The organism is Rhodococcus cercidiphylli, assembly GCF_033042225.1.
GTDB lineage: Bacteria > Actinomycetota > Actinomycetes > Mycobacteriales > Mycobacteriaceae > Rhodococcoides.
On sequence record NZ_JAWLKE010000015.1, the window covers coordinates 20,431 to 32,900 of the forward strand.

Genomic DNA, 12,470 nt, shown 5'->3' on the forward strand with positions numbered 1-12,470 from the left:
CTGCGGCCAGTGTGGTGGGCGGAGGGGGACTTGAACCCCCACGTCCCGAAGGACACTGGCACCTGAAGCCAGCGCGTCTGCCATTCCGCCACCCGCCCGGGTGACGGCGAGAACACTAACACGCACCATGCCGCGCTCGAAAATCGCCGCGTCGAGGTGCCGTGAGCCGACGGCGGCGGGCAGTCCCCGTCGGCGGCACCGTATATCATGCTTGGAGCGCGACCTCGTGATGACACGCGGCTGTCGCGACCTGCACACCAGCAGGCACCACACGGTGGAAGAACACAGTGAGAGGAGGGGTCACGATGGGCATCGTTCAGCGTTTCGAACGCAAGCTCCAGGGCGCTGTCGGCGACGTCTTCGCCCGCGTGTTCGGCGGAGGCGTCGTACCGGCGGAGGTGGAGGCAGCGCTCCAGCAGGAAGCGTCGGACCTGGTTCGGCCCCTGGACGGCGGGCACCTCCTGGCACCCAACAGCTACGTGATCACCATCAACAGCTCGGACCACGCCGAACTCGCCGGTGACCGAGAACTGACGGTCAAGGCCTTCTCGCGTCACCTCGACGATTACATCCGCGATCAAGGCTGGCAGACCTACGGCGACGTGGTGGTTCGCTTCGAGCCGTCGCCCACCCTTCACACTGGACAGTTCCGTGCCAGTGGCTCGGTCGATCCCGATGTGGGACGATCGGCGACTGCTGCACGGAACGAGTTCCCGCAGCAGGGCGCGTCGGCACAAGCAGCACCGAGTCCCGTCCCTTCAGCTACGCAGCGACCGTCTGCCCCACCGATGTCGACACCAGGAGCCGGCCACATGACGCAGAACCCAGGCTACGACCCGCAACGCGACCCCGCGGACGGTCATCGCCCCGATCCGCGCGCGCGCAACGGTTACGCCGGTGGCCAGGATCCGCGCTACCCCGCACGTGAACAGAACGGCTACGACGCCCAGGCCTACGCGCCTGCAGAGCACGACCCGCGCTACGACCAGCAGCCGTACAACGGCCAGGGCTACGACGAGCAGCCGTACCCCGAGCAGGGTCAGGCCTACAGCGCAGCCGGCCAGGATCAGGGCTACGACCCCCACGCCTACGGCGCGCCCGGTGGCCAGGAGCAGGGTTACGACGCCCAGGGCTACAACGCGCAGGGGTACGACGCCCACGGCTACAACGCGCAGGGTTACGACGCTCAGGGCTACCAGTACAGCGGTGCCGACAGTGCTGCGTACTCGGAGGCTCCGTACCAGGAGCAGGCGTACAACGACCCGTCCGGTCGGTACGCCGAGCCCCAGGCCGCCGGATATCAGCAGCCCGGCTACCAGCAGCCCGGCTACGACTACCCGCCTGCCCCGGCCGCCTACGGTCGCGGCTACCCGCAGCAGGGCGCGGGCGATCGCGGTGACGGGTACGGCTACGACCAGCCCGCCTCGTACGAAGCTCGCAGTCAGGCGCTGGCCGCGACGCTGCAGCTCGAGGACGGCAGCGGCCGCTACTTCCAGCTTCGTGACGGTCAGAACATCATCGGCCGTGGTCAGGACGCACAGTTCCGACTCCCCGACACCGGCGTTTCGCGTCGACACATCGAGATCCGGTGGGACGGCCGCGTGGCCATGCTCTCCGATCTCGGTTCCACCAACGGCACCACCGTCAACGGCGCTCCGGTGCAGGACTGGCAACTGGCCGACGGCGACGTCATTCGGGCCGGCCACTCCGAAATTCTGGTCCGGATCGTCTGACGATCTTTCGTGGGCTCGGGTGGCGGTTCGACTCGCACTCTCGCCGACCCGTATGTCGTCCACACGAGCTGCTTGACCCTATGATGCTGCGAGGCAACCATGTCTGCCGCGCCGCGGCTTTTCGCGTGGGCGGGATGCAGGTCGATTGCGAAGGAGGAGGTGAATCGTCGTGCAGGGATTGATTCTGCAACTGACAAGGGCGGGCTTCCTGCTGTTGTTGTGGTTCTTCGTCTGGGCCGTCCTTCGCACCTTGCGCAGCGACATCTACGCGGCCGCAGGCATGCGAGTGCCTGCTCGCTACTCCGGCGGCTCGAAGGTTCTTCCGTCGTTCAACAAGCAGAAGGTGGCCAAGTACCTCGTGGTGACCCAGGGCGGTCTCGCCGGAACGCGTATCTCGCTCGGAACGCAGCCCGTCCTCATCGGACGCGCGGACGACTCCACTCTCGTTCTGACAGACGACTACTCGTCGACGCGGCATGCGCGCATCTCGCCCCGCGGCGGTGATTGGTACGTCGAGGACCTCGGTTCGACCAACGGCACCTACCTCGACCGCGCGAAGGTGACCACCGCCGTTCGCGTGCCCCTGGGAACTCCTGTCCGCGTCGGCAAGACCGTGATCGAGTTGCGCCCGTGACCCTCGTCCTTCGCTACGCCGCCCGCAGTGATCGCGGTCTGGTTCGATCCAACAACGAGGACTCCGTGTACGCCGGGGCTCGGCTACTGGCGCTGGCCGACGGCATGGGCGGTCACGCGGCCGGTGAAGTGGCCTCGCAGTTGATGATCGCCGCATTGGCTCATCTCGACGACGACGAGCCCGGCGAGGATCTGCTGGGCAAACTGGAGGCAGCAACCCGCGAAGGCAACGCGTCCATCGCAGATCAGGTCGAGGACGAACCCGAGCTCGACGGCATGGGAACCACACTGACCGCAATCCTGTTCGCGGGCAAGCGAATCGGACTGGTACACATCGGCGACTCACGTGCGTACATGCTGCGCGACGGCTCGCTCACCCAGATCACTCGCGACGACACCTTCGTCCAGTCACTCGTCGACGAGGGCCGCATCACCGCCGAACAGGCGCACACCCACCCGCAGCGTTCGCTCATCATGCGTGCCCTCACCGGAAACGAGATCGAGCCGACGCTCACCGTTCGGGAAGTACGTGCAGGCGACCGCTACCTGCTGTGCTCCGACGGCCTCTCGGACGTCGTCAGCGACGAAACCATCGAGAACACCATGAACGAGGGCGAGACGGGCCCGTGCGCCGATCGCCTGATCGAACTCGCGCTGCGCAGCGGCGGACCCGACAACGTGACGGTCGTCGTCGCCGACGTGATCGACCTCGACTACGGACAGAGCCACCCCATCCTCGGCGGTGCCGCCAGCACCGAGGACGAGGAAGACGCCCCTCCGCCCAACACCGCGGCCGGACGCGCCGCCGCGATGCGACCACCGCGTACGACGCCCAAGCGCGTCACCAGCCCGGTCGTCACGCCCGAGAAGAAGTCGCACAAACTGCGCTGGACGTTGATCGCCCTGACCCTGGTGGTGCTGGCGGCAATCGGTGCGCTCGTTGCCAATTCGATCATCAGAGGCAACTACTACGTCGGTGCCGACAACAGCAAGGTGACCGTGCTGAGGGGCCTCCCCGGCTCGGTACTGGGCTACTCGCTGCAGAGCGTGGAACTGGTCGGCTGCCTCGACGACGACGGAGCCGTCACGCTGACCGCTCCGGATGCCGCTCCCGCGGACTGTGTTCCGTTCGAGATCGACGACCTTCTGCCTGCCGCGCGCGAGCAGGTCACGGCCGGCTTGCCGTCCGGATCTCTCGACGACGCGCGCGGTCAGGTCGAGCGGTTGGCCTCCGGTGACCTGCTCCAGGTGTGCGAGACCGAGCCGGTCGTCACCACGACTGTCGAACCGACTCCGACGACGATCATCCCGCCGCCCGGAGTTCCGTTGCCCCCGGCTGCGGAGCCCGTTCCCGAGGCGGCACCGACCACCACTGCGGTACCGACACCGACGGTCCCGCAGATTCCCGGTCAGAACTGCAGGACCGGTACTCGATGAGTTCCAATCCGTCCGCCGGAGGGTCCTTTCCGAGTCCGCCCGAAGGATTCGCGCCTGCACCGATTCAATCGAACCGGCGCGGGGTCGAGCTGCTTCTGCTCGGGGCCGCGGTCCTGATCACCACGATCTCGTTGGTACTGGTCGAAGCCAGTCAGGAACAGACCATCACCTGGGATCTGGCGAAGTACGCGGTGGCCTATCTCGCGTTGATGACGGTGGCGCACCTGGCCGTGCGACGCTTCGCGCCCTACGCGGATCCGCTGCTGCTGCCGATCGTGGCGCTGCTCAACGGGCTCGGTCTGGTGCTCATTCACCGTCTCGACCTGGCCGACGAGCAGCAGGCTCAGTATCTCGGAAACCCCATTCCCTCGCCCGATGCCAACCAGCAGGTGCTCTGGACGACGCTGGCCATCGCTGGTTTCGTCGCTCTGCTGGTGCTGCTGCGTGATTACCGCACCCTGGCTCGCTACGGCTACACCGTCGGTCTCGCCGGACTGGTGCTCCTGGCCATCCCGGCGATGCTGCCGTCGGCCTTCTCCGAGGTCAACGGATCGAAGATCTGGATTCGGCTGCCCGGCTTCAGTATTCAGCCCGGGGAGTTCGCGAAGATTCTGCTGCTCATCTTCTTCGCATCGTTGCTGGTCGCCAAGCGGGAACTGTTCACCGTCGCCGGCAAGCACTTCCTCGGAATGGACTTCCCGCGGGCACGCGATCTGGGGCCGATCCTGGTGGTCTGGATCGTCTCCGTCGGCGTGCTGGTGTTCGAGAAGGACCTCGGCACCTCGCTGCTGATCTTCGGAACCGTCCTGGTGATGATCTACATCGCCACCGAACGCGTCGGCTGGTTGATCATCGGTTTCGGACTGCTGCTCGTCGGATTCCTCTTCGCATATCAGGTGTTCGGCCACGTCAAGATCCGCACCGACACCTGGCTGCGTCCGTTCGACGACTACAACGACACCGGCTACCAGATCGTCCAGTCGATGTTCAGCTTCGCCACGGGCGGGTTGGCGGGTACCGGGCTCGGTAGTGGTCGACCGTCCCAGGTGCCCTTCGCCAAGACGGACTTCATCATCGCGACGGTCGGCGAAGAGCTCGGCCTCATCGGCCTGACCGCGGTCCTGATCCTGTACTTGCTGTTCATCATTCGCGGCATGCGTACCGCGCTGGCCGTTCGCGACAGCTTCGGCAAACTGCTCGCTGCGGGATTGTCGTTCACCATTGCCATCCAGCTGTTCGTCGTCGTCGGCGGCGTCACCAAACTCATCCCACTCACCGGCCTCACCACGCCCTATCTGTCCTACGGAGGATCGTCGCTTCTCGCCAACTACCTGCTCCTCGCGCTGCTGATCAAGATCTCCGACGCAGCCCGTGAGCCGGCAAAGCCCAAGAAGAAGCCCGCCCCCGCAGCGCCCATCGCGGAGGCACCCACCGAGATGGTGAAGCGCGCATGAACACTCCCCTGCGCCGCGTGTCCATCGCCGTGATGGTCATGGTCGTGGCACTGCTCGCCAACGCCACCTACCTCCAGGTCATCAAGGCCGACGATCTGCGCACCGACCCGAGGAACTCACGGGTACTGCTCGACGAGTACTCCCGCCAGCGCGGTCAGATCTCGGCAGGCGGCCAGGTGCTCGCATCCTCGGTCCCCACCGAAGACCGCTACAAGTACCTGCGCACCTACCCCCAGAATTCGATCTCCCCGGCCAGCCCGCAGGCCAACGCGCCGATCACCGGCTACTACTCGATGCTGTACTCGAGCAGCGGCCTCGAACGCGCCGAGGACCCCGTACTCAACGGATCCGACGACCGGCTCTTCGGTGGACGACTGTTCGACCTCATCTCCGGCCGAGACCCCCGCGGCGGCAACGTCGTCACCACCATCGACCCCGTCGTTCAGCAGGTCGCATACGACCAGCTGACCGCCAAGGGATACACCGGCTCGGTGGTGGCCCTCGACCCGGCCACCGGCAACATCCTCGCCATGGCCAGCACCCCCAGCTACGACCCGAACTTGCTGGCCAGCCACGACGGCAGCACCACCACCGCGGCATGGGAGAACCTGAGCAACGATCCCGAGAAGCCGATGGTCAACCGGGCGATCTCGCAGACCTACCCACCCGGATCGACGTTCAAGGTGATCACCACCGCAGCCGCACTCGAAGCGGGCGCCACACCGGACGATCAACTCACGGCCGCGTCGAACATCACGTTGCCGGGAACCTCGACGACGCTGGAGAACTACAACGGTTCGACGTGCGGCGGTGGCCAGACGGCAACGCTGCGTGAAGCGTTCGCACGCTCGTGCAACACCGCCTTCGTCGAGCTCGGCGTCGATACGGGGGTGGACAGGATGCGCGAGACCTCCGCGGCCTTCGGCATCGGTGAGGACACGACCATTCCGCTCACCGTCGCCGACAGCACCATCGGACCCATCGACGACGACGCCGCCCTCGGCCAGTCCAGCATCGGCCAGCGCGACGTGGCGTTGACCCCGCTGCAGGACGCCGTCATCGCCGCCACCGTCGCCAACGGCGGCGTGCGGATGGCCCCGAACCTGGTGCAGCAGCTGCAATCTCCCGACCTGTCCGACCTGTCGAGCTACCAGCCGAAGGCCATGGGCGAGGCGATCAGCTCGGCCACCGCGGCGACTCTGACCGACCTGATGATCGGCTCCGAGAACAACACCAGCGGGGAGGGCAAGATCCCCGGGGTCCAGATCGCATCGAAAACCGGTACCGCAGAACATGGTTCGGACCCGCGTAACACCCCGCCGCATGCCTGGTACATCGGATTCGCACCCGCCGAGGATCCCAAGGTCGCCATTGCCGTCATCGTCGAGGACGGCGGCGATCGAGCCCTCGCCGCGACCGGTGGATCCGTGGCCGCACCCATCGGGCGCGCCGTCATCGCAGCCGCATTGCAGGGGAGGTGACGTGAAGTGCCACTGAGCAACGGAGCTGTCATCGCGCAGCGCTATCGACTTCTGCGCCTCATCGCCACCGGCGGTATGGGGCAGGTGTGGGAAGCGATGGACAACCGCCTCGATCGCCGTGTCGCGGTCAAGGTACTCAAGGCCGAGTTCTCCGAGGACCCGGAATTCCTGCAGCGCTTCAGGTTCGAGGCACGCACCACCGCGCAGCTGAACTATCCAGGAATCGCCGGCGTCTACGACTACGGCGAGACCCGCGACGGCGCGGGCGAATCACTGGCCTACCTGGTGATGGAACTGGTCAACGGTGAGCCGCTCAACGCCGTGCTGGGTCGCATGTCCCGGTTGCCGCTCGGCCATGCCCTCGACATGCTCGAGCAGACCGGCCGGTCGCTGCAGATCGCGCACACCGCAGGCGTCGTCCACCGCGACGTCAAGCCGGGCAACATCCTGATCACCCCCACCGGCCAGGTCAAGATCACCGACTTCGGCATCGCCAAAGCCGTCGACGCGTCCCCGGTGACCAAGACCGGAATGGTCATGGGCACAGCGCAGTACATCGCCCCCGAGCAGGCACTCGGCGAGGAGGCGACCTCGGCTTCCGACGTCTACTCGCTCGGAGTCGTCGGATACGAAGTACTCGCGGGCACGCGGCCCTTCGTGGGCGACGGTGCGCTGACCGTGGCCATGAAGCACGTGCGCGAGACGCCGGCCCCCATGCCACTCGACCTGCCTCCCGCCGTACGCGAACTCATCGAGATCACGATGGTGAAGGACCCGGCCGCGCGCTACGCCAACGGTGGCGAATTCGCCGACGCCGTCGCCGCGGTCCGAGCCGGCCGTCGCCCGCCTGCGCCCGGAAACTCCCGCGGTTCGGGCACCGGCAGGGTCATGATGCCGGGCGTCGTGCCCAGCCCGCAGCCGCCGTCGAGCACCCAGATGATGCCGACGTCGCAGCGCGAGTACCGCGGACCGGCCACCGGAACGGCTGCGGCCGCCGTACCCGAGTCCACCGGAATGTCGTCGGCGCAGAAGGCCCTCGCCTGGGGCGGTGCCGGACTGCTGCTGCTGGCCATCCTCATCGGCGGTTACGTGCTGTTGACCGGGGGCAGGGACGACACGCCGACGCCGTTCGTGCCGCCGACCACGACCACCACGCAGCCGACCACCACCACGACCACGACGACCGAACCCACGACCACCGAAGAAACCACCACCACCGAAGAAACCACGACGACCACGACGACGACCACCACGGAGGAGCCGACGACCACCGAGGAAACCACGACCACCTCGGCGGAGCCCACCGAGACGACGACGCGACGTCCGCTGATCGAGATTCCATTCCAGCAAGATCCACAAGGACAACGATGACGACTCCCCGTACGCTCTCCTCTCGCTACGAGCTGGGCGAGATACTCGGATTCGGCGGCATGTCCGAGGTTCATCTGGCACGTGACACTCGGCTGGACCGCGACGTCGCCATCAAGGTTCTGCGCGCCGATCTTGCTCGCGACCCCACGTTCTATCTGCGGTTCCGACGCGAAGCCCAGAACGCGGCCGCACTGAACCACCCGGCCATCGTCGCCGTGTACGACACCGGTGAAGCCGAGACCGAAGCCGGTCCGCTCCCGTTCATCGTCATGGAATACGTCGACGGCGACACCCTCCGCGACATCGTGCGCGCCGAAGGACCCATGGCGCCGCGTCGAGCCATGGAGGTCATCGCCGACGTCTGTGCTGCACTCGATTTCAGCCACCGCAACGGCATCGTGCACCGCGACGTCAAGCCCGCGAACATCATGATCAACAACGCGGGCGCGGTGAAGGTGATGGACTTCGGTATCGCGCGCGCCATCGCCGATTCCTCGTCGCCGATGACTCAGACGGCCGCCGTCATCGGAACCGCGCAGTACCTCTCGCCCGAGCAGGCTCGCGGCGAACAGGTCGACGCTCGATCGGACGTCTACTCGCTCGGCTGTGTGCTGTTCGAGATCCTCACCGGCGAGCCCCCGTTCAAGGGTGATTCCCCGGTCGCGGTCGCCTATCAGCACGTGCGCGAGGATCCTCAGCTGCCGTCGCTGGTCAACGACACGGTGCCGCGTGAACTCGACTCGATCATCCTCAAGGCGATGGCCAAGAATCCCGCCAACCGCTACCAGAGTGCCGCCGAGATGCGCACCGACCTGGTCCGGGTGCTCGGCGGTCAACGTCCGAGCGCCCCGATGGTCATGAACGACGAGGACCGCACCACGATTCTCGGATCGGTCGATTCGCGGCAGGCGGACTTCTCCGGCACGGACAAGCCGGCCGCAGCAGCCGCCGGCGCTCCCCGCCCGTCGAGGCACACCGAACCCGACAGCGAACCCAGGAGTCGTCGGGGCCTGAAGATCGCGCTGATCTCCGCGGCGTCGATCATCGTCGTCGCGATCGTCGGAGCATTCCTGTGGTCCCTCGGTCCCGGAGCTGAGCCCACGTCCGTCACCGTGCCGTCCGTCGCCGGCCTCGTCGCAGACGAGGCCCAGCGGGAACTCGAGAATGTCGGCCTGCGCGTCACCGTGCAGGAGAGGCCGGATGCGTCGGTTCCCGAAGGGTCCGCGATCGGCACCAACCCCGCCGCGGGATCACAGACCGAATCACCCGGGGACATCCAGCTCGACGTCTCCTCGGGCCCGCAGCAGGTGCAGGTGCCGCGACTGACCGGAAGAACGCAACAGGAGGCGTCGGACGCCTTGAACGAGGTGGGCCTTCAACTCGATCCCACAGTCGCCCGGGCACCGTCCGCGCCGGAGAACCTCGACAGGGTCGTCGAACAGAACCCGTCCTCGGGCGTGAGCATGAACGCCGACTCGCAGGTTCGCATCACGCTCGGTTCCGGCCCGGCGCAGGTACGGATGCCCAACGTCGTCGGCCAGCTCGTCGACGTTGCGCAGCCGAACGTGGCGGGTGCCGGTCTCCGCGTCCAGATAGAGAACATCGACTCCAGTCAGCCGGTGGGACAGGTCGTCTCGACGGACCCCGCCGGTGGTGCCAACGTCGCCGAGAACACGGTCGTGACATTGCGCGTGTCGAACGGAGACAAGATCCCGATGCCGGACCTGGCCGGACTCACCGAAGCTCAGGCTCTGACAGCACTGGAATCGGCAGGATGGACCGGAACCGCGTCGGACCTGTCGACGTCGAGGCAATCGACGCTCGACCCACTGATGGTCGGCCGCATCGTGAACCAGACTCAGCCGGCAGGCTCGGAGATCAGCAAGTCCGACACCATCACCGTGAGTATCGGGGCGCTGGGTATTCCGACCGGCTAGACACCTCGGGTCGAGCTCAGGCGAACGCCTCGGCGACCTGAGCTTCGAGCTTGGCGACGAGACCGGGGTCGGTGGGCATCCCGCATACGGTCAGCCAGTTCGCCAGCATGCGGTGTCCGCCCTCGGTGAGGATGGACTCCGGGTGGAACTGGACGCCGTGAATCGGTAGCTCGGTGTGCCTCATCGCCATGACCAGACCGGATTCGGTGCGCCCGATGATCTCGAGTTCGGCCGGGATGGTGTCCTCCCGGACGGTCAGTGAGTGGTAGCGAGTGGCGGTGAAGGGCTCGTTCATGCCCTCGAGAACTCCGACGCCCGAATGGTGCACCAGACTCGTCTTACCGTGCAGCAGTTCCGGGGCCTTCTCGACGGTGGCACCGAAGGCTGCGCCGATCGCCTGATGTCCCAGACAGACCCCGAGCAGGGGCGTCTTCGTGCGGGCGCTGGCCGAGACCAGATCCATCGTGGCACCTGCGCGCTGCGGCGTGCCCGGTCCCGGACTGAGCAGAATGCCGTCGAACCGGGCCGCGACGGCATCGCGATCGGTGAGGCGCTCGTCGTCGTTGCGCCAGACCTCGACATCGGCATTCAACTGACCCAGGTACTGGACGAGGTTGAAGACGAAGCTGTCGTAGTTGTCGACGACGAGAATACGCATGTGGACAGCGTACTCAGCGAGGCTGTGCATACCGCATGCGCACCGATTCGGAGTACGCGGGCACCGAGAGGTCCTCGGACACCCCGACGTCGTAGCGGAGGCCGTATCTCAGCGCGTACTGCTCGTACAACCGCACACCCGGCTCGTTCTGCAACGCCGCGCGCAGCCGATCCGAATCCCCGATCGCCGTCATCACGTACGGCGGACTGTACGTACGTCCGCCGAGAAGAAGGGTGTTCCCGATGCAGCGCGGAGCCGACGAGGCCACCAGCCGTTGATCCTGCAACGCGATCGCCGACGCTCCACCGGCCCACAACGCATTGAGCACGCTCTGCACATCGACCTGATGAACCACCAGATCGTCGACGGATGCATCGGACGCATACGAGCCGTCCGGTCCACGGGGAGCGTCCGCCATCGTGACGGTCACACCGCCGCCGGACGCGGCCTCGCGTCCTGCCGCGTCGGCCAGGGAATCGATGCGGGCCAGAGCGTCGGCCACGTCGGTGTCGACGGACGCGGTTCGCTGCTGAATGGTGTCGACTTGCTGCTCGAGCGTGTCCCTGCTGCGCTCGGCCTCCACGCTGCTGCTCTGAGCTGCATCGACGAGGTCGGCGAGTCGGGTGGTGTCCCCTCCACGGAGTTCGGTGCCGTCGGAGACATGCCTGGTGGTACCGAGCAGCAGACCGACGACAGCGCACACCGCGACGGCGAGCACCCACCAACGAGTGTCGGCGGGGGCAGTCGATCGTCGTGTCACGGGTGCTCGCAATTTGTCCGGTGGGTCGGTGCTGGGCTCACCTGCGTTAGCGTGTACAGCAACCGGGTCGGTGACCGTCACGGTCCTCCAGGCGACAATAGCCTGGGGATGCGCGGCACCCGTCGATCCACAGGTTCCGATCGTCAGTTGTCCACAGGTACGGCCGCAGTGCCGCGGGCCGTCACGAACGCGAAGAGGAAGCAATGCCGAAGTCGAAGGTACGGAAGAAGAACGACTACACGATCAACCCGGCGAACCGTACGCCGGTCAAGGTCAACGCCGGACCGTCACCGGTCTGGTACGTGGTGCTGATGCTGGGATTCATGCTGGTCGGGCTGCTGTGGCTGATCGTCTACTACCTGGCTTCCGAGGACATCGCCTTCATCGGAAACCTCGGCGCCTACAACTTCCTGATCGGCTTCGGCTTCATGGTCGTCGGACTCGTCATGACCATGCGGTGGCGCTGAGATCCGACAGAGTTACATCGATGTCATTCATCCCCAATGTGGATAAACCCTGTGGATAACTCTACGAACGATCCACAGGGTGTGTACGAACAGCAGTGGGCGACGCCCCTCGTGGCCGTCGCAGCCCTGGTCGTAGGCGGAATCGCCCTCGGAATCGGAGCCGCACTCTCCTCCACCGACGCAGCCGGAACATTCCTCGTCGGACTCGCCGCCGTCGGAATGTGGATCATCGCCGCACTCGCCGCCGCACAACGCCCCCGACTGGCCATCACCCACGACGGAACACTGGTGATGAAACGCCTCGGCGGACTACGCACGTACACCCGCAACGACATCGTGCGCGTCAAAATCGTGAAATACCCACGCCTGGGCCGACGCGTACCGATGCTCGAACTCGACATCCGCCCACCCGGCGAAGACGACGATCGACTGATCATCTTCGGCAGATGGGACCTCGGAACCGATCCCCGAGACGTATACGACGCACTCGAAACCCACGGCTTGGTGCCTCGCAACACCTGATCGTCCGACCCCCGTGG

General features: G+C 66.2%; 11 protein-coding genes and 1 tRNA gene. 9 read left to right on the forward strand and 3 right to left on the reverse strand.

What is annotated here, in order from left to right; all coding sequences use genetic code 11:
• Positions 1-12: 12 nt before the first annotated feature.
• Positions 13-98, reverse strand: a tRNA-Leu gene (locus tag R3P95_RS25710).
• 207 nt (positions 99-305) lie between these two features.
• On the opposite strand from R3P95_RS25710, the gene R3P95_RS25715 reads away from it, so the two are divergent.
• From R3P95_RS25715 to pknB, 7 genes are all read left to right on the forward strand, one after another.
• Positions 306-1,733 carry a DUF3662 and FHA domain-containing protein gene (locus tag R3P95_RS25715; protein ID WP_317549886.1) on the forward strand — a complete coding sequence of 476 codons (1,428 nt, stop codon included), beginning with the start codon at positions 306-308 and terminating at the stop codon, positions 1,731-1,733.
• 169 nt (positions 1,734-1,902) lie between these two features.
• Complete coding sequence (locus R3P95_RS25720) at positions 1,903-2,367, forward strand: FHA domain-containing protein FhaB/FipA (RefSeq protein ID WP_037195344.1); 465 nt, start codon at positions 1,903-1,905, stop codon at positions 2,365-2,367.
• Complete coding sequence (locus R3P95_RS25725; protein WP_317549887.1) at positions 2,364-3,803, forward strand: PP2C family protein-serine/threonine phosphatase; 1,440 nt, start codon at positions 2,364-2,366, stop codon at positions 3,801-3,803. The genes R3P95_RS25720 and R3P95_RS25725 overlap by 4 nt, the downstream gene beginning before the upstream one ends.
• Positions 3,800-5,257, forward strand: coding sequence for an FtsW/RodA/SpoVE family cell cycle protein (locus R3P95_RS25730; RefSeq protein WP_094638419.1), 1,458 nt, complete (start codon positions 3,800-3,802; stop codon positions 5,255-5,257). The genes R3P95_RS25725 and R3P95_RS25730 overlap by 4 nt, the downstream gene beginning before the upstream one ends.
• Complete coding sequence (locus tag R3P95_RS25735; protein ID WP_317549888.1) at positions 5,254-6,738, forward strand: peptidoglycan D,D-transpeptidase FtsI family protein; 1,485 nt, start codon at positions 5,254-5,256, stop codon at positions 6,736-6,738. Before R3P95_RS25730 ends, R3P95_RS25735 begins: the two co-directional genes overlap by 4 nt.
• A 6-nt stretch (positions 6,739-6,744) precedes the next feature.
• The gene (locus R3P95_RS25740) at positions 6,745-8,109 is read left to right on the forward strand and encodes a serine/threonine-protein kinase (RefSeq protein WP_269596379.1); all 1,365 of its coding nucleotides are present in this window, start codon (positions 6,745-6,747) and stop codon (positions 8,107-8,109) included.
• The gene (gene pknB, locus R3P95_RS25745) at positions 8,106-10,046 is read left to right on the forward strand and encodes a Stk1 family PASTA domain-containing Ser/Thr kinase (protein WP_317549889.1); all 1,941 of its coding nucleotides are present in this window, start codon (positions 8,106-8,108) and stop codon (positions 10,044-10,046) included. Before R3P95_RS25740 ends, pknB begins: the two co-directional genes overlap by 4 nt.
• 16 nt (positions 10,047-10,062) lie before the next feature.
• Here the strand turns inward: pknB and R3P95_RS25750 are convergent, their stop codons facing one another.
• Together R3P95_RS25750 and R3P95_RS25755 are read right to left on the reverse strand one after the other, a co-directional pair.
• Positions 10,063-10,704, reverse strand: a complete 642-nt coding sequence (locus R3P95_RS25750) for an aminodeoxychorismate/anthranilate synthase component II (protein WP_068045567.1) — start codon at positions 10,702-10,704, stop codon at positions 10,063-10,065.
• 13 nt (positions 10,705-10,717) lie between these two features.
• A complete protein-coding gene (locus tag R3P95_RS25755; RefSeq protein ID WP_317549890.1) occupies positions 10,718-11,464 on the reverse strand; it encodes a DUF881 domain-containing protein in 747 nt (248 codons plus the stop codon).
• A gap of 203 nt (positions 11,465-11,667) precedes the next feature.
• Here R3P95_RS25755 and crgA point away from each other — a divergent pair, with 203 nt between their 5' ends.
• Both crgA and R3P95_RS25765 read left to right on the forward strand, forming a co-directional pair.
• Complete coding sequence (gene crgA, locus R3P95_RS25760) at positions 11,668-11,931, forward strand: cell division protein CrgA (RefSeq protein ID WP_032396997.1); 264 nt, start codon at positions 11,668-11,670, stop codon at positions 11,929-11,931.
• 36 nt (positions 11,932-11,967) lie between these two features.
• Positions 11,968-12,453 (forward strand): PH domain-containing protein, encoded by a 486-nt coding sequence (locus R3P95_RS25765; RefSeq protein ID WP_317549891.1) that lies wholly within the window; start codon positions 11,968-11,970, stop codon positions 12,451-12,453.
• Positions 12,454-12,470: the final 17 nt, after the last annotated feature.